We start from the raw sequence: 25,090 nt of genomic DNA, 5'->3' as shown, positions 1-25,090 counted from the left end.
GCAATCTGCAACCGCCCCCACACACAAGATCGCCGAACGATCGCCGCGCACACGTCCCACAAGCCCACCACCTGCGAGAACGCAGCCAAGACAAATATCGCGACCACCAAATGCGTGCACACAAAACGATCCCGCTGCAGTCACCTGTAACCAAATCGAAAGCTGCCACGCTTTGCCCGCCCCTCGGACGCCAACCAATTCACCATCCCGATCGGGTGACCAACGACACGATCGACGGAAGTGCCACGCCGGCCCACCATCACCGCCGAATACAGCCGACGCGACCAGCCCAAAGATGCAGGCAGCCAATTCATAACGATCATCGCAAGCGCGGCTCCGTCAGACGCCGGAGCGCGGCATAACGGTCTCCCACGCACGCCGGCGGCCGGCGTTGTCGGCGCAGACACCAGCCGCACAGACGCCCACGCGCGCCGTGATGGCCGCGCACGCACGCCGGCGGGCGGCATCGTCGTCGCAGACCCGGACCGCACAGACGCCCACCCGCGCCGTGATGGCCGCACACACACGCCGACAGGCGGTGAGGTCGGCGCAGACCCGAACCGCACAGACGTCCACGCCCACCGTGATAGCCGCGCACATACCCCAGCGACGGCGTCGTCGTCTCAGACCCGAACCGCACAGACGCCCACGCCCGCGTGATGGCCGCGCACGAACCCCAGCGGGCAGCGTCGTCGACGCAGACCCGAACCGCACAGACGCCCACGCCCGCCGTGATGGCTGCGCACGCACACCGACGGGCGGTGGGGTCGGCGCAGACGCGGGCCGCACTGACGCCCACGCCCACCGTGATGGCCGCGCACACACGCCGACAGGCAGCGGGATCGGCGCAGACCCGAACCGCACCGACGCCCACCCGCGCCGTGATGGCCGCACACACCCCAGCCGGCGGCGTCGTCGACGCAGATCCGGACCGCACAGACGCCCACGCCCGGCGTGATGGTCACGCACACACGCCGACGGGCGGTGGGGTCAACGCGGACGCGGACCACATAGACGCCCACACGCGTCGTGACGGTCTCGCACGCACGCCTGCTGGCGGTGGGGTTGGCTCAGACGCGGGCCGCACTGAACACCGCGCGCAGGGTTGGGGTCAGCGGGTGCGGGTCAGGAAGGCCACGGCGTCGTCGAGGGCGGCCCAGCCGCCGGGCAGTTCCTCGCTGTCGAGTGTGCTGCGCACGTTCAGGGTGCCGCCGTCGCGCAGGTTGATCGCCCACGAGCGGCGGCCGTTGCGGGTGGCTGAGGCGGTGGCGACGTCGGCGAACGGTACGAATCGGCTGCCTGCTGTCGAAGGCTCGGTCGAGGCCGAGGCAGCCCGCGCCGACACCGGCTCGGCGACGGCTACGGCCGGATCTGAGGCGCCGCTGCCAAAGGCACCCGGTTCCGAGGCAGCGCCGACCGACGCGCTGTGACCCGGGGCCGCGCCGCCCGGGACGCTGTGGCCCGAGACGGCCTCGGCTGGGGTGCTGTAACCCGGGGCAGTGCCGGCCGGGGCGCTGTAGACCGAAGCAGCGTCGGCCGGGACGCCGTCACTCGGGACGCCGTCACCTAGGGCAGCGCCAGCCGGGTTGCTGTAACCCGAAGCGGCGCCGGCCGGGACGCCATCACCCGGGGCCGCGCCGGCCAAATCGCTGTGCGCCGGAGTGGGCTCGGTGCGAGGGCTGGGGACCGCGGCGACCGGATCGGGGGCTGCGCCCGGCGGGGTGGCGTGGGCCAGGGTTGCTGTGGGCGTCCCGGGGACGGCGAGCTGGTCGGTGGCGGGGGTGCCGTTGGGGAGGACGCCGTCGGTGGCCAGGCGGGTCAGGCGGCGTTTGGCCTCGTGGTGGCGGGAGCGGGGCAGGCCGGGGACCAGGAACAGGCCCGTCTCGAGGATCAGCAGGTCGGTGCGGGCGCCGTCGACCTGGACGCCGACCACGCCGCCCAGGACGGGGACGCGGGCCGAGTGGTGGCGGGCGGTGCCGGCCGACGCGGTCAGGTCGACGCCGATGGCGGTCAGCCACTCGCGAACCTCGGCCACGGTGGCGGGGTCGCCGGCCATCTCGGCCGGGGCCTGAAGTTCCAGATAGGAGCCGTCGATCGCGACCAGCTCGGCCGTGCCCGTCCAGCTGTGCCGCCAGCGGGCCACGCCGCTGTGCAGGGCGGCCAGCGCCAGCAGCAGGGCGATCAGGTCGGTCACGCGGCCGGCCACCTCGCCGGGCGGCAGGTCGCCGAAGACCGTCTCGGCAATCTTGTGCAGGCGGCCCTCGGCGGACAGGTCGAGAACCTCGGCGGCGCCGGTCACGGAGGTGCCGGCGGCCCGGGACAGGGCTCGCAGGGACGCGTCGGCCTCGCGTTCCATCTCGGCCAGGCGGGCCACGCCGAAGAACTCGTCCCAGCTGACGACCGCGCGGCCGCCGACCGGGAACGCGACCGCCTGCAGGGCCCGGCCCAGGCCGGGCAGGTCGGGCACGAGCTCGCCGGCCGGTTTCTCGGGCGCCTCGGGGCCCTCGGGAGTGAGGGCGGACAGCGCGGCCAGGCGGACGGCCAGGGGCGGATGCGGATCCCACTCGCCGGGCGCCTCGGGCTCGCGGGAGCGCAGGGCGGTCATGTCTTCGCTGCGGGCGGCCAGCACCCGCAGGAAACCACCGAAGACGTCCTCGGGGATCAGGCCGGTCTGCCAGCCGGGGCTGAGGTATTCGGCGTGGAAGAGCTGTTGCATGCCCTCGAGGGCCGGGCGGTCGCGCAGCACCGCGGCCGCGGCCCGGGGCCCGGCGAAGGAGGCGGCCACCCGGTCGGCCGCCAGCTCGTGCGCGTGGCTGTACGGGGTGTCGACCCGCAGATAGAGCCGGGCCCAGGCGCGCAGCAGCGGACCGGCCGGGCTGCGGCGGGGAATGCGCGGCACGATGCGCCCGAGCGCGATTCGCCCGCGGCGGGCCAGGGGCGCGAAGCGGCCGCCCAGGGCCGGCGAGCCGTGCGCCAGCTCGTGAGCCACGGCCGCGCGCAGCCGCGACTCGTCCCAGGCCTGCAGCAGCGGCAGACCCAGGTGCAGCTCGCGCCGCCCGCCCAGCAGGCCACCCAGGCGCAGCGGCTGGAAGATCGAGACGGCGGCGCCGGCCACGACGGTGACGCCGTCCGGCGGCTTGACCCCGGCCGCCGCCGCGGCCTCGTCGAGCATGGCCCACAGGGCGGGTGCATGATCGCGCGGCACGGGCACGCCGGCCGGCGTCGAGCGCCGCAGGCGCAGCGCCCGCACGGTGGCCCACCACAGCAGCCCGGCCACGGCGATGACCAGCGGCACGGCCACGCCGAGCGCGAGCGACCCGGGCAACGGCTGCAAGATCAGCAGCACGACGAGCAGCACGACGCCGACCTGCAGCCAGGCCAGCACCAGGAACCCGAGGAATGCGGCCACCGACCGCCCGGCCGCGGGCAAAGGCATGCGGGCCGAAGAATCGGGCGCGCCCGAATCCTCGTACACCTGGGAACCTGACGCCCCCGCACTCGGTCGCACCACAACCTCCGGCCTCTCGTGGACCACTGGAACGCGCCCCACATTAGGGCCGCCCTCCGACAGAAAGCCCAGACGGACAGTCCGCCGGAGGGAAAAATAAGGAAGATTTTCGAGCCGGTTTCGCGCCGTCACCGGAGGGGATACGGACTGCCATGGCGTTTGGAGACCAGACCTTGCCGTTCGCGACGAAGGGGTACGCCTGGCTGCCCGACCTGCGCCGGCGCAGTCACAACCGCCCGATCCCGATGCGGTTCGGCGGGCAGCGCGCGGTGGCGGTCAGCGGCCCCGACGCCGCCCGCTTCTTCTACGGCGAGGGCCATCTGGAACGGCACGACGCCCTGCCCGAGCCGGTGGTCGACACGCTGTTCGGCCGGGGCGTGCACACGCTCGACGACGAGGCTCATCGGGCTCGCAAGGCGCTGTTCGTGGCGCTGCTGATGCATCAGGACGGCATCGACACGCTGGCCACGCTGACCGGCAAGATCTTCGACGAGGCGGCCGACGGCTGGCGCGGCGACAAGCCCGTGTCGCTGTTCGACGGGACGGCCCGGGTGCTCACCGACGCGGTGTCGCGCTGGACCGGCGTACCGGACGAATTCGACCTGGATGCTCCGACCGCCGACCTGGTGGCGATGGTGGACGGCTTCGCGACGCTCGGGCCGCGTCATGTGCGAGCCCGGCTGGCCCGGCGGCGGCAGGAGAAGGCTTTCGCCGAACTGATCGAGGCCGTACGCCGTCAGGAGCCCGCTGACACGCCGGTGTCCCGCATCGCGCACCACCTGGAGGACGGCTACCTGCTCGACGCGCGGACGGCGGCCGTCGAACTCATCAACATCATCCGTCCCACGACGGCGGTGGCGTGGTTCGCCGCCTTCGCCGGGCACGCGCTCGACCGCTGGCCGGGCACCCGCGCCCGGCTGCGCGCGGGCGACGACGAGTACACCCTGGCCTTCGTCCACGAACTGCGCCGGTTCTATCCGTTCGCGCCTTTCCTGGGCGGCCGCGCCCGCCGCGACCTGACCTTCCAGGGCACGAGCATCCCGGCCGGATCGCTCGTGCTGCTCGACGTCTACGGCCAGCACCACGACGAGCGGGTCTGGCCCGAGCCGTACGAGTTCCGGCCCGAACGCTTCCTCGGCCGCCGGGTCGGCGAGTTCGAGCTGATCCCCCAGGGCGGCGGCGACCCGCGGACGGGCCACCGCTGCCCCGGCGAGAAGATCACCGTCGCCGTCCTCGGCACGCTGGTGCAGCGGCTGGCCAAGCTCGACTATTACCTGCCGCCGCAGAACGCGGCCATCGACCTGAGCCGGGTGCCCGCCCAGGTCCGCAGCGGCCCGCAGATCGTCGTGCCTTAAGGCCAGTCGATCTCGGCCGAGCGGTGGTAGTTGATGCCCTGGGCCTCGAACCGCGGGCCGAACTCGGCCAGCCGCTCGCGGAAGGACGACCAGTCGCGGGCGGCCCGGGGCGTCCAGCCGATCTCGGCGATCGCGAGCAGCCGCGGGAACACCATGAACTCGACGTCGGCCAGGCTGCGCAGCGTCTCGGACCACAGTGGCGCCTCGACGCCGAGCAGCGACTCCTCCCCCACGCCGGGCAGCCGGTCGGCCGGGTCCCAGTCGTAGGACCGCTCGACGCTGACCAGGCCGGCCCAGTCCAGGCCGAGCGGGGTCGACTCGTCGTACTTCATGTCCAGGTAGCTGCGGTCGGCCGGCGACATGATCACCTGGTGGCCGGCCGCGGCGGCGCGGGCCACGCCGTCGTCAGTGGGCTCGATACGCCAGTACTGCGGGATCGCGTCCTGAGGCAGGTCGACGGCGGCCATCTCGTGCCAGCCGATCGCCCGCTTGCCGTACTTGCCGGGCAGGGGCAGCACCCGGGTCATGAAGGTGCGGTAGTCCTCGGCGGTGGTGCTGAGCGCCTCGTCGCCGCCGATGTGCAGGTACGGGCCGGGGGTGAGCGCGGCGACCGTACGGATGACGTCCTCGACGAAGGTGTACGTCTCTTCCTTGCCGGCGCACAGCGAGCTGTAACCGACCTCGGCGTCGGTGCGCGGTTGCACCGGCTCCCCGTCGCAGGTCAGTTCCGGGTACGCGACCTGGGCCGCGTTGACGTGGCCGGGCAGGTCGATCTCGGGAACGATCGTGATGTGCCGGGTCGCGGCGTAGGCCACCAGATCGGCGTACTCCTGGGCGGTGAGGAATCCCGGGCCGGCCCCGTCGATGCCGGTGCCCTCGCCCCCGCTCACCTCGGTCAGGCGCGGCCAGCCGTCGATCTCGAGCCGCCAGCCCTGGTCGTCGGTGAGGTGCAGGTGCAGGTGATTGATCTTGAACTGCGCGATCGTGTCGAGGTAGGACCGAATGTCGGCCGGCTGGTAGAAGTGCCGGGCCAGGTCGAGCATCGTTCCGCGGTACGCGAAGCGGGGCGCGTCCTCGATCCGGCCGCCGGGCAGCACGACCTCGCCCTTCAGCGGGAGCAGCTGGCGCAGCGTCTGGAAGCCGGCGAACAGGCCCTGCTCGGTGGGCGCGCCCAGGGTCACGCCGTCGGCCGCGATCGCCAGCCGGTACGACTCGGGCGACCGCGCCTCGCCGGCGGCCTCGATCTCGAGGCGGATCGAGCCTTCCTCCGTACGCGGCACCGGGAACCCGGTCACCTCGCGCAGCACTTCGGCCAGTTCGTCGGCCACGGCGGCGGCGGCCGGGGCGGCGCTCACCGACACATCGGCCGGGACGCGGAAGTCCGCGCCGGGGTCGGGCCGGACCGAAGCCGGCAGCGGAATGACGTCGCCGAGGTGTTTCACTGTGGGAGCGTGCACGCGGAGAACAATAAACTGTCTTTCCATGTCGATCACGACCCGTCGCGCCGAACTTGCCGACACGGAACTGCTGCACGATCTGGCCGAACGGACCTTCGGCCTGGCCTGTCCGCCCGGCACGCTCCAGTCGGACATCGACGATTTCGTCGCCACCCACCTGTCCGAGGCGAGCTTCCGCGGCTACCTGGCCGACCCGCAGCGGATCATTCTGCTGGTGGTCGACGGCGACCTCCCGCTGGGCTATTCGATGCTGGTCAGCGGCCCGATCAAGGACCCCGACGTGGCCGCCGTGGTCGACGAGAAAGTCAGCATCGAGCTCAGCAAGTTCTATCTGGCGCCGGACAGGCACGGCTCGGGAGCGGCCGCCACGCTCATGGACGCCACGCTCGCCTCGGCCGCGGCGACCGGCGCCGCGTTCTGCTGGCTGGGCGTCAACCAGCAGAACGTGCGGGCGGCCAAGTTCTACGCCAAGCACGGCTTCGAGGTGATCGGGGTCAAGCGCTTCCTGGTCGGGTCGGAGTGGCACGACGACCACATCCGCCGCCGGCCACTGCCCTAGGCCGGGTTGATCTCGACCCAGTCGACGTACTTGCCGGTGCGGTTGTCGCCGGAGGAGCGGCCGCGGAACCGCCGGTTGATCCACGGCAGGACGTGTTCGCGGTAGTAGCGGGCCTCGGCCAGCACGCGGCGGCTCTCGGCCGGGCCGGGGTCGATGACGTGGGCCGCGGCCTCGTAGCCGAGCGCGCTCAGCACCAGGCCGGCCACCCGCTGGTGGCCGGCCGCGTTGAGGTGCAGCCGGTCGGGCGACCAGTAGCCGGCCCGGCGGATCTCGGCGTCGTGGAAGACGTCGACGAACGTGATGTCGTAGCGCTTGGCCAGGTCGATCGCGGACTGGGTGAGCGCCTCGCCCTTGCGGCGCATCATGCCGCCCAGCGGCAGCCGCTCGGACGGGTCGCCGCCGCTGAGCAGCACCATGCGCACGCCCGCCTCGAGGCAGCGCTGGATCGCCTGCTCGGTGAGCTCGGCCAGGCGCAGCATGTCGCTGCCGGGACGCATCATGTCGTTGCCGCCGCCGTTGAGCGTCAGGATCGTGGGCGGCGGCGACAGGGCCAGGGCGGCCGGAAGCTGCTCGTTGACGATCGGTTCGAGCAGGCGCCCGCGGATGGCGAGGTTGGCGTACCGCACCGGCTCACCCTCGCCGGCGGCCAGACCGGCGGCGACCAGATCCGTCCACCCGCGGACCGAGCCGTCGGGCAACTCGTCGCCGACGCCCTCGGTGAAGCTGTCGCCGATCGCCACGTACCGCGTAGTCACGGTGATCGTTCCCCCGTCTTCCTCAATCTCGGACCTCGGCGCAGGCTAACCGACCGGGCCCGAGGCCGGCCCGGTTCCGCGACCAGCGTCATACCAGGGGCTTGATCTCTTCGGCCACCCAGCGCACGTACGCCTCGGGGTCTTCGCCGGCCACGGTCTGCAGGATCACCTTGCTGGCGCCGGCGGCGGCGAACTCGGCCAGGCCGGCCGCGATCTCGGCCGGGGTGCCCCACAGGCCGGGCCAGTCGGCCTCGTACTTCTGCATGTCGGCCAGCAGCTTGGCCTCGGCCCCGGGACCGGTCATGGCGGGCACGAAGACCGTGATCTGAGCGTCGGTGACGACCTTGGCCGTCTCGGCCACCTTGGCCGGGGAGGTGCCGCCGGCCAGCACGACGGCGTCGCCCACCTCGCCGGCGAGCGCGATGGTCTTGGGGCCGCCGGCCGCGACCGAGAGCAGCGGCGGCACCGCGGGCGGCCAGTCGAGCCGGACGTTGTCGAGCTTGACGTACTTGCCGGAGACGGTGACGGACTCGCCGTGGAGCAGGGCCTGCAGCGCCGTCGCGTACTCGCGCAGCAGCGTCAGCGGCGACGCGGCCCGGGCGCCGACCTGGCCCATCCACTCTTGGACGCCGTGGCCGATGCCGGGCAGCGCGCGGTCGCCGAACATGCGGCCCAGCGTGGCCAGTTCCATGGCCAGGGAGGCGACGTTGCGGAACGGGACCGGCATGATGCCGATGCCGACGCGCAGATTCTGCGTCCAGGCCAGGGCGGCGGTGGCGGCGGTGAGGCCGCCGTTGAGGAAGCAGTCCTCCCAGATCCACAGCTCTTCGAGGCCGGCCTGGTCGGCGGCCTGGGCGACGGAACGCAGGGACTCGGGCGGGTTCGATGGCAGGAAGATCGCACCGATCGTGGTCATGGGCCGATTCTGCCCGCCACCCCCGACATTTTCCGGCCGCCCCAGCACCGTATCCGCCGAAGTTTATATAAGCACTGGCTTACGGAGGCGCGGAAATTGTCGGAGGCGGCCGATAGCGTTCCCAGTGCGGATCGGCGCCACGGGGGCGCCGATCCGTCCATAAAGGCCGGAGGGAATCAGGCGGCGCCCCGGCGCAGCGTGTCGGCGGTTTCGCGCACACGGTCACGCAGTTCGGGCGGCGACTCGATGGTGAACGGCACGGCCAGCACCCCGAGCACCATCACCGGCCAGCCCAGGTCGTCGGTGTTCATGCGCAGGCGGCACGAGCCGGGCGTGAGCTCTTCGACCGTGCCGTAGTGCCCGACGAAGCCGCTCACCTGCGGCCCGGTCGTCTGCAGCACGACCGACACGTCGTACCGCGCGGGAATTTGCGACATGCGCGAGCGCAGCCAGGCCGCCGGATCGCCGCCGGGAATTTCGCGCGGCCGGAACCGGGCGTTGGTCAGCACCGGCGACGCGAGCCGGTCGACGCGGAAGCTGCGCCAGTCGCCGCGGTCCAGATCCCACGCGACCAGATACCAGCGCCGGCCCAGTGGCACCAGGCGGTGCGGCTCGACGAAGCGGGCCGCCGTCTCGCCCTCGCGCGGGGTGTAGTCGAAGCGCAGCCTCTCCTCCCCCCGGCAGGCCATCGCGATCGTGGTCAGCACACCCGCGTCGAGGGCCGGCCCACCGCCGAGGACGCCGGGCGCCGTCACCTCGCGCAGGGCGTCGATGCGGCGGCGCAGCCGGGGCGGCAGCAGCTGGATCACCTTGGCCAGGGCGCGCACGGAAGTTTCTTCGAACCCCGCCACCGCGCCGGCCGCCGCCGTCCGCAGCCCGACCGCGATCGCCACCGCCTCGTCGTCGTCGAGCAGCAGGGGCGGCACGGCCGCGCCCGCCTGCAGTTGATAGCCGCCGGCCACCCCGCGGCTGGCGTCGACCGGATAGCCCAGCTCGCGCAGCCGGTCGACGTCGCGGCGCAGCGTGCGCGGGCTGACCTCGAGCCGGCCCGCGAGCTCGGACCCGGGCCAGTAGCGGTGGGTCTGCAGCAGCGACAGCAGTCGCAGCATCCGGGCACTCGTGTTCGCCATGAATCCAGACTCCGCCGCATTGAGGTCAGAAAGTGTCCGCAAGCGACCCTAGCGTGAGAGACATGATTGAGACACAGGGGCTGACGAAGCACTTCAAGGACGTGCGGGCCGTCGACGGCATCGACCTCACCGTCGCGCCGGGCGAGCTGGTCGCGCTGCTCGGACCGAACGGCGCCGGCAAGTCGACGACGCTGCGCATGCTGACGACGCTGATCCCGCCGACCTCGGGGACGGCCCGGGTGGCCGGCTTCGACGTGGTGCGGCACCAGCGCCAGGTGCGGCTGCGGATCGGCTACATCGGGCAGGGCAACGGCGCCGGCCACAGCCAGCGCGGGCGCGACGAACTGATCAGCCAGGGCCGGGCGTACGGGCTCGGAGTGAAGGACGCCCGGGCCCGGGCGGCCACCCTGATCGACTCGCTGGGCCTGGCCGAGGTGGCCGACCGCCGCGTCTCCAGCCTCTCCGGCGGCCAGCGCCGCCGGCTGGACATCGCGATGGGCCTGATCCACGCGCCCGACCTGCTGTTCCTGGACGAGCCGTCGACCGGCCTCGACCCGCAGAACCGGGCCAACCTGCAGGAGCACATCCTCGACCTGCGGGCCGAGCACGAGACGACGATCGTGCTGACCACCCACTACCTCGACGAGGCCGACTCGATGGCCGAGCGGGTGATCGTCATCGACCACGGCCGGATCATCGCCGACGACAGCCCGGCCCGGCTCAAGGCCGAACACGTGGGCGACCGGATCATCCTCGGCTTCGACGCCGAGACCGAGGCCGCCCGGGCCACCACGACACTGGCCGCGTACGACCCGGCCCGGGAGGGCGCCCGGCTGACCATCGCGACGCAGGGCGCGCCCCGGCAGTTGCCCGGATTGCTCGACGACCTGCGCGCGGCCGGGCATCCCGCCGCCGAGGCCGAGGTGATCCGGCCCACCCTCGACGACGTCTTCCTCAAGCTCACCGGGCGCAGCCTGCGCGAAGGCGGCGCCGCCGAGACCCGCGAACTGGTGGAGGTCTGAGCCATGACAACGCTGATCACCGACACGACCACCGTCTTCAGCCGCGAGTTGCGCCCGCTGCTGCGCGACCCGTTCACGATCATCTTCTCGATGGTCCAGCCGCTCGTCTTCCTGGGGCTGTTCGCGCCGCTGCTGCCGGACAATTCCCTGCAGTGGTTCGTCCCCGGCATCATCGTCATGTCGTGCCTGTTCGCGTGCTCGATGACGGGGTCGAACCTGCTCTTCGAGATCCAGACCGGCTCGCACGAGCGGATGCTGGTGACTCCCTTGCGACGGCCGGCCCTGCTGATCGGGCGGGCGCTCAAAGAGATCGTGCCGATGTTCGCCCAGGCTGCCCTGATCGTGGCCGTCTGCGTGCCGTTCGGGTTCCGCTTCGAATGGGCGGGCGCGGTGGTGGGGCTGATCATCCTGGCGGCCTTCTGCATCGGGCTGGGCGCGCTGTCGTACACCCTGGCCCTGGCCTCGAAGAACCAGGAGTGGATGTTCTGGACCGTGCAGCAGACCCTGCTCTTCCCGTTGCTGCTGCTGGCCGGCGTGCTGCTGCCGATCGAGAACGGCCCGGGCTGGCTGCAGGCCCTGGCCAAGGGCAACCCGCTGAGCTACGTGGTCGACGCCGAGCGGTCGCTGTTCAACGGCGAGATCTTCACCTCGGCCACCCTGTACGGGTTGATCGCCGCAGCCGCCGTCGGCGCCCTCGGTCTGTGGGCCGGCGTGCGGGCCATGCGCCGGTCGGACTGAATCGCGCCGGGCCGCTACCGTCGGCGCGTGCTGAAGCTTCTGGGCCGGCTGGTCGAAGGCATCGCCCCGCGCCCCTCCGGGCCGATGACCGAAGCGCGCCGCCACAATCCGGATGCCGTGGTCGATTGCGCCGTCTATCACAACGGGCGGCGCAAACCCGGCACCGTGCACTACGCCTCGGCGCACCGGCGCCGGGGCGAGTTCGTGTGGCTGGGGCTGCACGAGCCCGACGTGGTGACGATGCGCACGGTCGCCGAGACGTTCGGCCTGCACGAGCTGATCGTCGACCAGACCACCGAGGGCGGCCACCGGCCGCTCGTCGAGACGGTCGGCGAGGTGACCCGGCTGGTGCTGCGGACCGCCCGCTACGTCGAGCACGAGGAATTGACGGCGACCAGCGAGGTGGTCGACACCGGCGACGTGACCCTGCTGATCGGACCGTGGTTCGTCATCACCGTGCGTCATGGCGCGGCGGGCGCCCTGTGGCAAGTCAGGCGGGATCTGCAGAAGCGGCCGGAGCTGCTGCGGGCCGGCCCGTGGGCGGTCGCCTACGCGGTGGCGGACCAGCTGGTCGACGACTACCTGGACGTCTCGCTCCGGGTCGAACACGACCTCGAGCGCCTCGAGGAGGAGACGTTCGCCACTCGCCGCTCGGCCGACGTGGCGCACTTCTACCAGCTCAAGCGCGAGATGGTCGAGCTCAAGCGGGCCGTGCTGCCGCTGCACGAGCCGCTGACCCGGCTGACCGGAGCGCCTCCGGCGCTGCACCCCTACTTCGAGGACGTGCGCGGCCGCCTGGCCCGGGCCACCGACCGCGTGACCGGCTTCGACGACCTGCTCAACTCGATCCTGCAGGCCCGGCTCACGCAGGTCACTCTCGAGCAGAACAACGACATGCGCATGATCGCCGCCTGGGCCGGCATCGCCGCCGTGCCGACCGTGGGCGCGGGGATTTATGGGATGAACTTCGCGAACATGCCCGGTATCGACTCCCGGTACGGGTTCTCGGCCACGATTGTGATAGTTGTTCTCGTCTGTAGCGGCCTCTTCTGGCGTTTCAAACGAGCGGGTTGGTTGTGATGATCCACGTCACCTGGAGTGACCGGATGATTCTGGTGGGACCTCAGGCGTACCAAGAATCGACCGAACGGCCAGCCGGATCCGCCAGATCAATGATCGTCCATACCGGACAGTACGCAAACCGTCGGCCGCTCTCCCGTAGCACCCGAAACCGGCGAGTAACTACCCTTTCATCGTCGTTCCGTGGGGAGGCTGTGTGACCGCGACCGAGGTCAGAGTGCCGCAAGGCTCGCTGCCGCAACCGGCCAAGCGCCGCAGCAGCATCATTACCGCCCTCAAGGGGCACGTCGACCTGTTCCTGAACGCCGGGTCGCTGATCGCGACGACGGCGATCACCTCGCTGTTCGGCTTCGCGTTCTGGTGGGTCGCCGCCCGCTCGGCGTCGCCCGAGGCGGTCGGCCAGGCGTCGGCCGCGGTGTCCGCGATGACGCTGATCGGCACCATCGGCATGTTCGGCATGGGCACCATGCTGATCTCCGACTTGTCGCAGTTGCGCGGCCCGAAGTGGGAGCTGATCACCACCTGCCTGCTCGTGGCCGGCAGCGCCGCCACGGTGGGCGGCATCGCGTACGTGGTCGTCGCCCAGCTGTGGATCCCGGGTCTGCAAGAGGCGCTGGGCGGCACGTTCGGCACCGTGCTGCTGGTGATCGGCATCGCCCTCAACTCGGTCACCCTGGTGCTCGACGAGGCGCTGGTCGGCCTGCTCAAGGGTCCGCTGCAGCTCATGCGCAACGCCTGGTTCTCGGTGATCAAGCTGGTGCTGCTGGGCGGGCTGGCCCTCGCGCCGATCACTCTGACCGGCAACGAGCTGCTGCTCACCTGGGTGGCCGGCATCGTCCTGTCGACCGCCATCCTCAGCGTCGCGCTGCGCCGGCGCCGGATCATCGACTCCGCCCGGCCCAACTTCGCGCTGCTCAAGGGCCGCGGCAAGTCGACCTTCGACCACAACCTGCTCAACCTGGCGACCTACCTGCCGCGCGCGGCGCTGCCGCTGGTCGTCACCGCGGTGCTGTCGGCCGAGGCCAACGCGTCGTTCTACACCGCCTTCATGGTGCTGTCGTTCCTCGCGATGGTGCCCGGCAACGTGGCCCTTACGCTGTTCGCGGTGGCCAGCGGCGACAAGCGGGCGCTGACCTCCAAGGTCCGGGTCGGCCTGATGATCTGCCTCGGCGGCGGCGTGCCGGTCGCGGCGGCGGTCTACTTCCTGGCCAACCCGATCATGTCGGTCTTCGGCGCCCAGTACGCCGAGACGGCGGGCGACGCGCTGCGCATCCTCGCCCTGACCTACGTGCCGTTCGTCTTCCTGCACTTCTTCATGGCGATCTCGCGTGTGCAGGACAGGGTCCGCGGGGCCGGCATCTTCTCGCTGTTCGCGGGCGTCGCCGAGCTGGGCGCGGCCTGGTACGGCGGGCACACCGGCGGCCTGACCGACCTGGTCATGTGGGTCGCCATCGTGATGGGCGTCGAGACCGTGCTGGTCGCGCCGACCGTGCTGCGGGTCGTCTTCGGTGGCGCCAAGCGCCGGGGCGACAGCGCCAACTCGACCAGCATGACGCTGCACGAGCGCGCCTGGCTCCCGCTCGAGTACATCCGGACCGTGGGCCCGCTGTACGGCGTGACCGTGGACGGCGTACGCCGGGCCTTGATCGGTCTGCACGCGGCCGACCCCAAGCACCGGGCCGTCTCGAAGCTCGACCGCGTCGGCGCCCGCTGGGAGCACATGGACGGGGCGGAGTTCGCCCAATTCGTGCACCGGGCCGTGCAGGACTCCGGCGACTGGTCGCTCGACATGGACGGCATGACCCGCAAGCTGCAGTCCGAGCCGCGCGGCGTGCACCCGATCCGCATCCTGGTCGGCGCCGGCTACATCGCGATCAAGGTCTCGCACGCGTACGGCGACGCCGGCCCCGTGAACTCGCTCGTGCACGAGCTGGTGCTCGCGGCCAGCCAGGGCCGGGCCGCGGTGATCCCGCCGCTCGAGCGCAACCGGATGGCGCTGCCCAAGGCCTGGTGGAAGCAGTTCGGCACCAAGCCGGCCCGGTGGAAGGAGGGCATCAGCTTCGCCCGCCCGCCGGAGCCGGAAGAGACCCGGATGCGCAAGTGGCAGCCCAACCTGACCGTGCGCTCGGCCCGCTCGGCCACCACGCTCAAACTCATGCGCAAGTGGCGGGACGAGTACTCGCCCGGCGTCACCACCTCGGCCATCACGTTCGCGGCGTTCACCGCGGCGCTGAACCAGCTGGGCCTCAAGCCCGACACGGGCGGCGCGACCTTCCTGGCCGACGGCCGGCGCTTCCTCGACAAGGACACGCGCATCGACAGCAACTTCTGCATGGGGCCGTACCTGTCCCCGCAGAACATGATGGACCCGGCGTCGATCAACACGACGATCAAGAACGAGCTGGCCACCGGCCGCATCCTCACGATGATGGTGCTGCGCGAGGGCAAGATCGCTCTGGACGGCGCGCCCGGCATGCCCGACCCGTACCCGTCGGAACTGGCCATCCCGCCGCGGCCGCGGCTGACCTTCAGCAACCAGGGCCGGCACGACCTGCTCGGCGACCTGCCGTGGTCGGTGGGGCCGGAATGGCGGGTCAACCTGAGCGTGCCCACGCTGAACAGCCCCGAGGGCGTCACGCTGACCACCAGCGAGATGAACGGCGTGCTGCACCTGGAGGCGACGTTCCACGCGTCGACCTTCGACCCCAACCTGATCTCGAAGGCGATGGAGATGGTGCTGACCGACCCGTCGGCCCTGATCATGAACGCCCGGCGGGAGTCGGAGGAGCAGACCCAGGTCCTCACGCGGGTCTGACCCACGAACGGCGAGCGCCCGGCCAGTGTTGCTCTGGCCGGGCGCACCTATGTCCGGCGTCGATAGCCGCTCGTGTCTGGCGGATCTCGGCCGCCTCGTTCATCCGGCGCCGTGGTCGCGGCGCCCGCTATGTTCCGGCACCGGGTGCCGCTTGCCTCAGCTCCGCACGGGGAGCATCAGGGTGGTGTCGCTCGACCAGGTCCGCGAGTCGCGGCTGCAGTCGGTGTAGCTGATCGTGGCCTCGAGCAGGGCCCACGAGTCGCGGTCGTAGTTGGCCTCGACCCGGATGGCGGTGAAGTCGGTCCCGCCGCGGCCCAGGGAGTCGCCCCGCGAGAACGAGGTGAACTCCCGGTCGCCCGGGTAGGTGATCTCCACGTCGTCGTCGGCCCAGACCACGACCCGCGCGTCGCAGATGCGGCGGTCGGTCTTCCACCGCACGCGGACCCACTGCGGCTCGTTGGCCTCGACCGCCTGCAGGGTCCGGGTGACCGGGCGTGGGCCCTTGACCCGCTTGCGGGCGTCGGACGTGTCGCTGCCGGCCGCCTGGTGCACGGCCAGGGCCGGCGTGGCGGTGACGACGGTCGCGATGCTCATCGACGCGGCCAGGACGGCGGCGGCGAATCCGATTCGGCGGCCCGTACTCATGTCGGTTCCCCTCCTCACCCGGTCGGTTCCCCGTGTGACCGGCGCGATGATCATGCTAAGCGCCGATTTCCGGTCAAGGGCGCGAAAACCCTATTTCGTACGGGTGGGAGCAGGCCGGAGCGGGCCCCGGCTCGCCGACTCAATCGGCGGTCCCGGGACCCGCGGCTGGGGATGCGCTGCCGTACGCCTCAGCGGGTGGCCGGCGCCGACGAGCTCATGGACGGACGCGGGCTGGACGGCCACGAGTGACCACCGTTGGGCCGCCCGTCGTTGTTGCCGTTGGGGCGACCGTCGTTGTTGCCGGGACGACCGTCGTTGCCCGGACGCCCGTCGTTGCCGGGACGGCCGTCGTTGCCGGGACGGACGGGGCCGCCCTGGTGACCGACGTTGCGCAGCACTGGCAGGGCCAGCGCGAACGACTTGTACTGCGTGCGGTCGCGACGGCCGCACAGGTCGTACGAGATGGTGGCGCGCAGGCGGGCGACGCCGGCCCGGTCGTAGTCCGGGTTCACCTCGAACGCGGTGAAGTCCGTGCGGCCCGGGCGCAGGATGTCGCCCCGGGTGAACGACGTGAAGCGCTTGCGGCCCGGGTAGTCCACGTCCACGTCCCGGCCACCGCTGACCCGCACCTCGACGTTGCAGACAGCCCGGTCGGTACGCCAGTTGATCTTGACCCAGCTGTCCGCGTTGGCCCGGACGGCGCTCAGCCAGGTCGAAACCGGCTGCGGCCCACGAACGGGCGCCGCCGAGGCGGGAGCCGTCGCGGTCACTGTTGCCATGCCGACCGCCGCGCTAGCCATAGCCACGAGCGCCCCGATGCGCCGACTGTTCCTCATTGAAATTCCTCCAGTGACTGGTGGTTGTCCGGTGAAGTGGCCAACCGACAAAACGGACCTTAGGAGCACCGGAAGATCATGTCTCGGGCATCTCGCGCGTTTCGGACCAATTTCTCTTTCTTGTACTAAATGTTTAGGCCGCGCAGCCCGAAAAGACGATGCCGGCCCCAGCCGTTCGAGACCCGAACAAACGCTGCGAATTCTCGCAATGACAAGATCAATAATTGAATGGCCAGCACTTATAGACATTTACAAGAATCCGCGCCGTCGTCCGGAATCGCGGCTTGGAGGTGCGAGCCGAAGCGGCAAGGCGGCACGTCGGCGCGGCGCGGCGTGCTGAGGGGGTGGGATTTGGTCGACCCGGCCTCGTGCGGCGTGAGCATGCCGGACGATGAGGGTGCTTGATCAAGATGGGAGATGGCGATGTCGCTCAGCGGGGCGCACCGGGCAGCCTTCCGGCGGGAGGCGGGCCGGGAAGGGCGCGTGTTCTCGATCCGCGACCCGGAGGGCATGCCGGCCCCCGCGGGGGACGACGGGCGGCGGGCCGTGCCGTTCTGGTCGAAGCCGACCCGGGCCGGTCGCGTGGTGGATCAGGTGGCCGCCTACAGCGGGTTCGAGGTGCTGGCCGTCGACGTCGACGAGTGGCTGGACCAGTGGCTGCCCCGGCTCGAGAAGGACGGCATGCTGGTCGGTGTCAACTGGTCCGGCGCCCGCGCCACCGGCTACGACCTCACCCCGGCGCAGGTGAGGCAATGGTTCGCCGACGAGCCGGCCGAGGATGCCGAATTGGAACTGCCCGGGCGTAGTTGAGACCCGTCCCTGCCCCTATGCTTGCGGCACAGCAACCAAAGGGGCCCCTGTGCGCAGCCTGCAGATCCTGGTCGTCGACGACGATGACGCCGACGCCCTCATGATTTCCGAGGCGCTGGAGAACGCGGACACCGACGCCAGCGTCGACCGGGTGGCCGACGGGCGGGAGGCTCTGGACTATCTGCGCCGCGAGGGCGCGTACCCGGGGGCGAGCCGGCCCGACCTGATCCTGCTCGACCTCAACATGCCGCGGATGGACGGGCGCGAGACGTTGGCCGCCATCAAGACCGACGACCGGCTCAAGGCGATCCCGGTGATCATCCTGACCACGTCGGGGGCGGCGCCGGACATCGTCGCCAGCTATCAGCACCGGGCCAACGCCTACGTGACCAAGCCGTTCGGCCTCGACGAGTTCGAGACGACCGTACGTCAGATCAACCGCTTCTACCGCGAGGTGGCGACCCTCCCCGCCGACCGCGAAGCATAGGCAGCCTCACCTGGGGGTACGGGGAGGGCCATGACCCAGAACGAAGCTCCCGAAGACCTCGGCGCGCCGGTCGCCTATCTCGTGCTCAAGGACGGCACGCCCGTGTACGACGAGTCGGGCGCGCGCGCCGGCGAGGTCGAGCATGTCTTGGACGACGAGCAGTCGGATCTCTTTCACGGGCTGATCGTGAAGACGCCGGAGGGGCACCGCTTCGCGCCCGCCGACAAGGTCAGCGGCCTGTTCGAGCACGGCGTGATCCTGACCGTGCCGGGCGCCGACCTGCCCGAGCCGAGCGAGGACCCCGCAGCCCAGGCCGCGGACGACGCCGGGCTGCAGGACACCCTCAAGCGGGCGTGGAACTGGCTGATCCAGCCCAAGTAGGACGGGGTCAGCGGCGGGTGGTGCCGCCCCAGCGCAGCAGGGACGCGCCGACCGACATGCCGCCGCCGAAGCCGGCCATCAGCACGATGTCGCCGTCCTTGAGCGAGCCGTTGCGGGCCGCCTCGTCCAGCGTGACCGGCACCGACGCGCTGCCCACGTTGCCGTAGCGGTCGAGCGTGAGGTGGGTCTTGGCCTCGCTCAGGCCCGCCTTCTCGACCAGTTCGGCCAGCATGATGCCGTTGGCCTGGTGCGGCACGAAGTGGGTGACCTCTTCGACGGCCACGTCGGCCCGCTTGAGCAGAGCCTCGAGCGCGGGCGGAACGCCGATGTTGACGAAGTCGCGCACGCCGCGGCCGTTCATCTTGAAGTAGTGGTCGCCGTTGGCCACCGTCTCGGCCGAGGCGGGCAGGCGGCTGCCGCCACCCGGCACGTGGATGAGCTCGCTGGCCTCGCCGCGCGACACCAGTTCCATGTCGAGGAAGCCGTAGCCCTCGGCCACCGAGCCCACGACCGCCGCGCCCGCGCCGTCGCCGAAGAGCACGGCCGTGCGGCGGTCGCCGAAGTCGAGGATGCGCGAGTAGATGTCGGACGCGATGACCAGGACCTTGGCCGTCGGGTTCATCGACACGAGGCTGTTGGCCAGCGCGACGCCGAAGACGAAGCCGGCGCAGACGACGTTGATGTCGAAGCAGGCGGCCCCGTTGGCGCCGATCTTGTGCTGCACCAGCGTGGAGGTCGGCGGTTGCGGAGAGTCACCGGTGGAGGTCGAGACGATCAGGTAGTCGATGTCCACGGCCTCGAGCCCGGCGTTCACCAGGGCCTCGCGGGCGGCCTCGGCGGCGAGGTCGGAAGCGGCCTCGTGCGGGGCCGCGAAACGACGGGCCTGGATCATCGTCTTGCGGCTGACCCACTCCGGATCGGCATCCGGCACGAGACGCACCAGATCCTCGTTGGTGACCACCTCGGCCGGCAGATAAGAGCCGGTACCCAGGATGCCCACGCTCATGTTGCCCCCACTTAGATCGAACTCGCCCACTCCCTGAGGAAAGAGGCTATCGGGTTTAGGCTATGACAGGCAGACAAGATCGAGCGGCCGGGCGGACCCCGGCGGTCAGCCGATCGGCCCACCCGTGAAGCCCCCGGAAACGGGTCGGTAACAAGTCGAAACCAAATGCACCGCCGTCGTTCGCTGCGTCGAACGGATGAATACGCAGCGTGACCAGGACCGTTGCATTCGACGCCAAGAAAAGTGGTTTCGACATCTTCAGATAGTGAAATCCCGTTCGGGACTGGAGAGAAAGAAGGGGCCGGCCGCAGTGGCCGACCCCTCTTTGTTAACTGCGTCTCAGCGCGACGTGCGGTCCCGGTCGCGGTAGGTCCAGGCGCCCGAGGCCAGGCTGCCCGGCGCCGGCGGTCCGGCCTGCTTCGGGATGCGAGCGGCGGCTTCCTCGCGGCGCTGGGCCAGGTAGGCCGAGGCCGCGCGGTCCTCCTCGGTCGGGGCGGACATCAGCGCGTACGCGAGGCCGATGATGCCGAAGACGACGGCCACCCCGATCGGCACGATCATGCCGCCGGCCGTGGCCCCCGGAAGCTGGACGGTGGACGCGTCGGTGTCGACCGACATCGCCGTCATGCCGGTGAAGTGCATGCCGTTGACGGCGATCCCCATGACCAGGGCGGCGGCGAAGACCACCAGCGGGCGGCGGACCGTGACGGCGAGCCAGAGCGCGACGGCCGCCGCGACCACGGCGATGCCGACCGAGAGGCCGACCCGGCTCATCGCGTACGACACGTCGCCGTGCAGTTTCATGGCGGCCATGCCCGTGTAGTGCATCGCGGCGACGCCCAGCCCGGCGATGACACCGCCGGACAGGATGCGCAGGTTCTGCGCGCCCTTGCCGAGCAGCGCGATGGCCAGGCCGACGCCGACCGCGACCACCGCGATGATCGCGCTGGCGGCGGTGAGGCCGATGTCGTAGCGGATCGGGGTGCCGACGACGCTGAAGCCCATCATCGCGACGAAGTGCATGCTCCAGATCGCCGTGCCGCCGATCGACACCGACGCCAGCACGAGCCACCAGATGCGCTCGCCGCGCCCGGCCGCACTCCGGAACCGGATGGCGCACGTGAGTCCCAGCATCGAGCCCAGCACGGACAAGATGTAGCTGATGGTGGGCGTGATCCACCCATGGTCGAAATGATGGATCTGCGCCATCGCGGTCTCCTTCTATCTCTCCCGCTCCGGTAGTGCATCCTGCATTGCCGAAGGCCCCTACGGATGGGATCGTGACCAATTCGTGTCACGATCCAGCCGCCGAGCGTGATCGGCCTGCGCGGGACGCCGACCGATTAGACCTCCGGCCAGCGCTTTCGTGATCATCCGACGGTCTGCAGCCCGCTGTCCGAACAGACAGTCGACATGTCCGAGGCGGCAGCTCCCACCGCGGCTACGGCGTCCGGTTCGGTGTCCTTGCCGGCGGCGGCGACGGCTTGCGCGTACGCGGTGGCGAGGCGCTGGGCGGCGTCGGCCACCGGCGCGTCGGCTGTCCCGCTCGTGGTGACGATCCCGTCGACGATCCCGGGCGTCATGAGCGAGGAGTCGGCGATCGCCGCGGCCAGGGCGGCGCAGGTCAGAGTGCCGGGCGGGTCGTCCTCGGGCAGAGGCGAAGCCTCGATCGAGGGGGAGGCGCTGGGTGGCGCTGGTTCTGGTTCCGGGTCGGCGCCGCTGCAGCCCGCCAGCGCCGTCAACACCAGGATCAAAGGTACGAATCGGGACACGTGGTCAGGCTAGGCGTGCTCCACCCCGTGCGTACGCGAAAGGCCCGGCCGAAACCGGCCGGGCCCTTCATTTCAGCAGCTCAGAGGTAAGAGCCCTTTTTGTACTCTTCCCAGCTCATGTTCCAGTCGGTCCAGCCGTTGCCGTTCTTCAGCTTCTCTTCCGTGCCCGAGACGGTGATCGGGTCACCCATGAGCGTGCGGTCGAACAGCCAGGCGCCCATCTTCTCGCTGACGTTCACGCAGCCGTGCGAGACGTTGACCTTGCCCTGCTTGCCCTCGGACCACGGCGCGGCGTGGATGAACTGGCCGCTCCAGGTGATCCGCTGGGCGAAGTCGATCGGGGTCTTGTAGCCCTCGCCGGCCGGCAGCTCGTCGGTCGTGTCGAAGATCGTGTGCTTCTTCTTCTCGATGACGACCATCGTGCCGCTCGACGACGGGGTGCTCTTCTTGCCCAGGCTGACCGGGATGGTCTTGATGATCTTCCCGTTCTGCTTGACCGTCATCTGCTTGCTCTTGTTCGAGACGTTCATGATGAACTCGCGGCCGATCTTGAGATCGACGGTGAGGTCGGACCGGCCGTAGTAGCCGTTGCCCAGCGGGACGCCGGCCAGCGACACCTTGTAGAAGACCTTCGAGTTGGCCTTCCAGTAGACCTTGGTGCGGTAGTGCACCTCGGTCGGGCTGGTCCAGTGCCAGGTGCCCTCCTGGGCCGGGGTGGCGGTGACCTTCATGCGGCGCTCGACGTCGTCGCGGAAGCTTTCCGGGATCGCGCGGCCGAACCGGATGATCAGCGGCATGCCCACGCCGACCTGCTGGCCGTCGCCCAGGAAGCTCGAGACCCGGATCAGCTTGGCCGGCTTCGCCATCGTGGTGAAGGTGCTGGTGGCGGTGTTGTTCTTGCCGTCGGCCTCGGGACCGGTGACGGTGACCGTGAACTTGGTGCCCCAGGGCAGCGCCTTGGACGGGGTGAACGTCTTGGCGTCCTTGTCGAGAGTGCCCTCGACCTCGTCGCCCTTGGCGTCGGTCACCTTGACCGTCGTGTCGTCCGGGTTCTCGCTCTCGAACTTGATCGGAGCGATGGCCTGGACGTTCTTGGCCTCGGCGGCCGGCGAGGACACCGCGACGGTGCTCGGCAGCGGCTCGGGCGAGGCCGGCTGCTCGCCGTTGGGCGAGGCGCTGCTGCCCGGCTGGCCGCCGCCCTGCCAGGACGATTTCTTGTCGCCGTCACCACAGCCCGAGGCGAGCAGCACGCTCGCAGCGGCCAGCACGACGGCGGCCTTCTTGATTCCCCAGGTCTTCATGGTCCCCTCACGGCGTCGTTCGTCCCGGCGCCCAATACTGCCTTTATCTTCCCCCGCGACCAATCCCGGAATCGTGCCGCCTGAACAGGTGGCTGTCCATTTTGATCACTTATGAAACATTGGTCACTTCAGCGACGCGGGCACCGGCAAGGCGCTGCCCTTGACGAACTCCGACCACGGTTTGTCCCAGGGTGTCCAGCCGTTTCCGTACGAAAGCTTGTCTTCCGTCCCCCGCACGGTGACCGGGTCGCCGACCAGGGTGCGGTCGAACAACCAGCGCGCGTTGCCGGGGGCGACATTGACACAACCGTGTGACACATTTCGCCGCCCCTGGTCGCCGACCGACCACGGCGCCGAGTGGATGTACTGCCCGCTCCAGGTCAACCGCTGGGCGAACTCGATGTCGGTGACGTAACCGTCGTCGCCGTCGGTGTCCGTGGTGTCGAAGACGGTCGACTCCTTCTTCTCCATGACGACCATCACGCCGCTGGACGACGGTGTGCCCTTCTTGCCCAGGCTCACCGGCATCGTCTTGACCGTCTTGCCGTCCTGCACCACGGTCATCTTCTTGCTCTTGTTGTCGACCTTCATCTCGAAGCTGCGGCCGATCTTCGCGGTGGCCGCGCGGTCCCGGTCGCCGTAGCGGCCGCCGCCGGTCGGCAGGCCGCCCAGCGCGATGCGGACCTTGAGCGTGGTGCCCGACTTCCAGAACTCGGGGCCTCGGTAGTAGGCCTGCGTGCCGTTCGGCGTCCACGACCAGACGCCGGGCTGGGCCGGCGTGGTGGTGACGAACATGCGGCGCTGCACGGCGGCCCGGTCGGCCTTCTTGATGCCCGGGCTGAACTCGACCACCACGGGCATGGCCACGCCGTACGTGTGGTCGTCGAAGAGGTAGAGGCCGGTGCCGGTCTTGCGGGCCGGCTTGCCCATCGTGGTGAAGGTGGTGCTCGCGGTCTTGGTGGTGCCGTCGCCGGCGGTGGCCACAACGCTGGCCGAGTACTTCTGCTTGGTCTTCAGCGGCGCGCTGGGCACCCAGGCCGAGCCGTCCTCACGCAGGGTGCCGGCGACCGGCTTGCCCGCGCCGTCCTTCAGCGTGACGGTGGTCACCTTGGCCCCGGCCACCTTGAAGCCGATCTCGGCGCTCACCGGCACCTCGGTCTTGCCGGCAGCCGGCGTGACGGCCAGGCTGACCGGCACCGAGGCGGACTCCTCCCGGCCGGTCGGCGCGGCGGCACTGGCCCCGGCGCTGGCCGACGGCGTGCCCACCCAGGCCGAAGCGTCCTTGTCGTCGTCGCCCTTGCCGCACGCGGCCAGCGCGACCGGCGTGATCACCGCCATCGCCATGACTGCCACGAGCGTGCGCCGCATGCTGACCGTCCGTCCGTCCCGTTGTGAAGTTGCGGGGACATCCTGCCTCATGAATGCAAGAGATCGAGTCCTCCGTCCGGGTGGCCGACCTCGTCCGCGGGTCGCGGGGAGGGGCCGATTTCCAAGATCACCGGAGGGCGTGCTAACGTTTTCGTCGTTGCCAACGAGCGCCGCTAGCTCAACTGGCAGAGCAGCGGACTCTTAATCCGCGGGTTGTAGGTTCAAGTCCTACGCGGCGCACCAAGCAGCAGCAAGGCCGTACAGCTTCTTCAGCTGTGCGGCCTTGCTTCGTTTCGATCCCGACTCGGCCCGCTCAGGACACCGCCTCCGCCGCCTTCTCGATGCCGCGGGTGATCGTTCCGGCTTCGGAGATCAGGCCGAGGTGGCCGCCGTCGTACTCGGTGACTGTCGAGCCGGCCCGCTTGGCCATCGCTCGTTCCGCCGTAGCCGGAATGATCTTGTCTTGGCGGCCGATCAGGTACCACGACCTGATCGTCTTCCAGGCCGGCTCGCCGGACTGCTCGTTGAGGCCGCCGAACGCGGCCGGCTTCTGGGTGGCCAGCACCAGTTCCTTCTGCCCGCGGCTGAGGCCGGTCGCGAACGAGTTGAACACCGTCGACCGGTTCAGGTACAGGTCGGTGGTCGCGGTGGGCGGCAGCGTGGCCGGGACGAAGGTGAAGATCGTGGTCGGGTCGGCCGACAGCGCCGAGTCCGGGCCCGCCAGCGCGACCGGTGATTCGCCCTTGTCCGGCGCGAACGCGTTCACGTACACCAGGGCCTTGATGTTCTTGTTGCCGGTGGCCGCGTTGGTGATCACGGCGCCGCCGTACGAGTGGCCGACGAGCACCACCGGTCCCGTGACGGTCTGCAGGTACGTCCTCACGTACGCCGCGTCGCCGGCCAGCGACCGCAGCGGGTTGGGCGGCGCCACCACGGTGTAGCCGTCCCGCTGCAGCCGGGGTATGACCTCGTTCCAGCTCGACGAGTCGGCCCATGCCCCGTGCACCAGCACGATCGTGGGTCGCGCCTTGCTGTGCGACGAGGCCTGGGCCGTGCCGACGCTCAGCGCGGCGACGCTGACCGCCGCCAGTGCCATCGCCAGCACCTTCCCTGTGCGCTTCATGGTCATCCGCTCCTGTCCGTGACACC

Annotated in this window: 22 protein-coding genes and 1 tRNA gene; 10 read left to right on the top strand and 13 right to left on the bottom strand. The window is 70.4% G+C overall.

What is annotated here, in order from left to right; all coding sequences use genetic code 11:
• Positions 1 to 1,111 precede the first annotated feature (1,111 nt).
• The gene (locus tag OWR29_RS42015; protein WP_267569196.1) at positions 1,112 to 3,475 is read right to left on the bottom strand and encodes a peptidase; all 2,364 of its coding nucleotides are present in this window, start codon (positions 3,473 to 3,475) and stop codon (positions 1,112 to 1,114) included.
• Positions 3,476 to 3,660: 185 nt separating this feature from the next.
• On the opposite strand from OWR29_RS42015, the gene OWR29_RS42010 reads away from it, so the two are divergent.
• Entirely contained in the window at positions 3,661 to 4,863 is a 1,203-nt protein-coding gene (locus OWR29_RS42010) for a cytochrome P450 (protein ID WP_267569195.1), read from the top strand.
• Here the strand turns inward: OWR29_RS42010 and OWR29_RS42005 are convergent.
• Positions 4,860 to 6,320: a beta-N-acetylhexosaminidase gene (locus tag OWR29_RS42005; protein WP_267569194.1), complete on the bottom strand. Its 1,461-nt coding sequence runs from the start codon at positions 6,318 to 6,320 to the stop codon at positions 4,860 to 4,862. The two genes, OWR29_RS42010 and OWR29_RS42005, sit on opposite strands and share 4 nt — an antisense overlap.
• Positions 6,321 to 6,345: 25 nt before the next feature.
• Here OWR29_RS42005 and OWR29_RS42000 point away from each other — a divergent pair, with 25 nt between their 5' ends.
• A complete protein-coding gene (locus OWR29_RS42000) occupies positions 6,346 to 6,879 on the top strand; it encodes a GNAT family N-acetyltransferase (RefSeq protein WP_267569193.1) in 534 nt (177 codons plus the stop codon).
• Here OWR29_RS42000 and OWR29_RS41995 read toward each other — a convergent pair.
• The 3 genes from OWR29_RS41995 to OWR29_RS41985 all read right to left on the bottom strand — a co-directional run bounded on the left by OWR29_RS41995 (position 6,876) and on the right by OWR29_RS41985 (position 9,680).
• On the bottom strand, positions 6,876 to 7,634 hold the full coding sequence (locus OWR29_RS41995; RefSeq protein WP_267569192.1) for an SGNH/GDSL hydrolase family protein: 759 nt from the start codon (positions 7,632 to 7,634) through the stop codon (positions 6,876 to 6,878). The genes OWR29_RS42000 and OWR29_RS41995 overlap by 4 nt on opposite strands.
• Before the next feature lie 88 nt (positions 7,635 to 7,722).
• Positions 7,723 to 8,550, bottom strand: a complete 828-nt coding sequence (locus tag OWR29_RS41990; protein ID WP_267569191.1) for an LLM class flavin-dependent oxidoreductase — start codon at positions 8,548 to 8,550, stop codon at positions 7,723 to 7,725.
• A 176-nt stretch (positions 8,551 to 8,726) separates the two neighbouring features.
• The gene (locus OWR29_RS41985; RefSeq protein WP_267569190.1) at positions 8,727 to 9,680 is read right to left on the bottom strand and encodes a helix-turn-helix transcriptional regulator; all 954 of its coding nucleotides are present in this window, start codon (positions 9,678 to 9,680) and stop codon (positions 8,727 to 8,729) included.
• Between the two features lie 62 nt (positions 9,681 to 9,742).
• Between OWR29_RS41985 and OWR29_RS41980 the strand changes: the two genes are divergently transcribed.
• The 4 genes from OWR29_RS41980 (at position 9,743) to OWR29_RS41965 (ending at position 15,335) form a co-directional block, all read left to right on the top strand.
• A complete protein-coding gene (locus tag OWR29_RS41980) occupies positions 9,743 to 10,702 on the top strand; it encodes an ABC transporter ATP-binding protein (RefSeq protein ID WP_267569189.1) in 960 nt (319 codons plus the stop codon).
• Positions 10,703 to 10,705: 3 nt separating this feature from the next.
• On the top strand, positions 10,706 to 11,440 hold the full coding sequence (locus OWR29_RS41975) for an ABC transporter permease (RefSeq protein ID WP_267569188.1): 735 nt from the start codon (positions 10,706 to 10,708) through the stop codon (positions 11,438 to 11,440).
• A 27-nt stretch (positions 11,441 to 11,467) separates the two neighbouring features.
• On the top strand, positions 11,468 to 12,520 hold the full coding sequence (locus tag OWR29_RS41970; protein ID WP_267569187.1) for a magnesium and cobalt transport protein CorA: 1,053 nt from the start codon (positions 11,468 to 11,470) through the stop codon (positions 12,518 to 12,520).
• Positions 12,521 to 12,716: 196 nt separating this feature from the next.
• The gene (locus tag OWR29_RS41965) at positions 12,717 to 15,335 is read left to right on the top strand and encodes a lipopolysaccharide biosynthesis protein (RefSeq protein WP_267569186.1); all 2,619 of its coding nucleotides are present in this window, start codon (positions 12,717 to 12,719) and stop codon (positions 15,333 to 15,335) included.
• Between the two features lie 156 nt (positions 15,336 to 15,491).
• On the opposite strand, the gene OWR29_RS41960 is transcribed toward OWR29_RS41965, so the two are convergent.
• Together OWR29_RS41960 and OWR29_RS41955 are read right to left on the bottom strand one after the other, a co-directional pair.
• Positions 15,492 to 15,980, bottom strand: a complete 489-nt coding sequence (locus tag OWR29_RS41960; protein WP_267569185.1) for a hypothetical protein — start codon at positions 15,978 to 15,980, stop codon at positions 15,492 to 15,494.
• A 188-nt stretch (positions 15,981 to 16,168) separates the two neighbouring features.
• Entirely contained in the window at positions 16,169 to 16,816 is a 648-nt protein-coding gene (locus OWR29_RS41955) for a hypothetical protein (RefSeq protein ID WP_267569183.1), read from the bottom strand.
• Between the two features lie 417 nt (positions 16,817 to 17,233).
• Between OWR29_RS41955 and OWR29_RS41950 the strand changes: the two genes are divergently transcribed.
• The 3 genes from OWR29_RS41950 to OWR29_RS41940 are packed head-to-tail and all read left to right on the top strand — an operon-like array spanning position 17,234 to position 18,494.
• Entirely contained in the window at positions 17,234 to 17,626 is a 393-nt protein-coding gene (locus tag OWR29_RS41950; protein ID WP_267569182.1) for a DUF2750 domain-containing protein, read from the top strand.
• Between the two features lie 49 nt (positions 17,627 to 17,675).
• Positions 17,676 to 18,113 carry a response regulator gene (locus OWR29_RS41945; RefSeq protein WP_267569181.1) on the top strand — a complete coding sequence of 146 codons (438 nt, stop codon included), beginning with the start codon at positions 17,676 to 17,678 and terminating at the stop codon, positions 18,111 to 18,113.
• 30 nt (positions 18,114 to 18,143) lie between these two features.
• Positions 18,144 to 18,494: a PRC-barrel domain-containing protein gene (locus OWR29_RS41940; RefSeq protein WP_267569180.1), complete on the top strand. Its 351-nt coding sequence runs from the start codon at positions 18,144 to 18,146 to the stop codon at positions 18,492 to 18,494.
• 7 nt (positions 18,495 to 18,501) lie between these two features.
• Here the strand turns inward: OWR29_RS41940 and OWR29_RS41935 are convergent, their stop codons facing one another.
• The 5 genes from OWR29_RS41935 to OWR29_RS41915 all read right to left on the bottom strand — a co-directional run bounded on the left by OWR29_RS41935 (position 18,502) and on the right by OWR29_RS41915 (position 23,941).
• A complete protein-coding gene (locus OWR29_RS41935; RefSeq protein ID WP_267569179.1) occupies positions 18,502 to 19,500 on the bottom strand; it encodes a 3-oxoacyl-ACP synthase III family protein in 999 nt (332 codons plus the stop codon).
• 339 nt (positions 19,501 to 19,839) lie between these two features.
• Positions 19,840 to 20,709: an MHYT domain-containing protein gene (locus tag OWR29_RS41930; RefSeq protein ID WP_267569178.1), complete on the bottom strand. Its 870-nt coding sequence runs from the start codon at positions 20,707 to 20,709 to the stop codon at positions 19,840 to 19,842.
• A gap of 161 nt (positions 20,710 to 20,870) precedes the next feature.
• Positions 20,871 to 21,272, bottom strand: coding sequence for a hypothetical protein (locus tag OWR29_RS41925; RefSeq protein ID WP_267569177.1), 402 nt, complete (start codon positions 21,270 to 21,272; stop codon positions 20,871 to 20,873).
• 80 nt (positions 21,273 to 21,352) lie between these two features.
• The gene (locus OWR29_RS41920; protein ID WP_267569176.1) at positions 21,353 to 22,573 is read right to left on the bottom strand and encodes a L,D-transpeptidase; all 1,221 of its coding nucleotides are present in this window, start codon (positions 22,571 to 22,573) and stop codon (positions 21,353 to 21,355) included.
• Positions 22,574 to 22,696: 123 nt separating this feature from the next.
• The gene (locus tag OWR29_RS41915) at positions 22,697 to 23,941 is read right to left on the bottom strand and encodes a L,D-transpeptidase (protein ID WP_267569175.1); all 1,245 of its coding nucleotides are present in this window, start codon (positions 23,939 to 23,941) and stop codon (positions 22,697 to 22,699) included.
• A 167-nt stretch (positions 23,942 to 24,108) separates the two neighbouring features.
• On the opposite strand from OWR29_RS41915, the gene OWR29_RS41910 reads away from it, so the two are divergent.
• Positions 24,109 to 24,184 (top strand) — tRNA-Lys (locus OWR29_RS41910).
• Between the two features lie 70 nt (positions 24,185 to 24,254).
• On the opposite strand, the gene OWR29_RS41905 is transcribed toward OWR29_RS41910, so the two are convergent.
• Positions 24,255 to 25,064, bottom strand: coding sequence for an alpha/beta fold hydrolase (locus OWR29_RS41905; protein WP_267569174.1), 810 nt, complete (start codon positions 25,062 to 25,064; stop codon positions 24,255 to 24,257).
• Positions 25,065 to 25,090 lie beyond the last annotated feature (26 nt).

The sequence above is a fragment of the Paractinoplanes pyxinae genome, from assembly GCF_026626335.1.
GTDB lineage: Bacteria > Actinomycetota > Actinomycetes > Mycobacteriales > Micromonosporaceae > Actinoplanes > Actinoplanes pyxinae.
The sequence above is the reverse complement of the archived record's forward strand: the minus strand, read 5'-3'. Positions and strand labels throughout refer to the sequence as shown.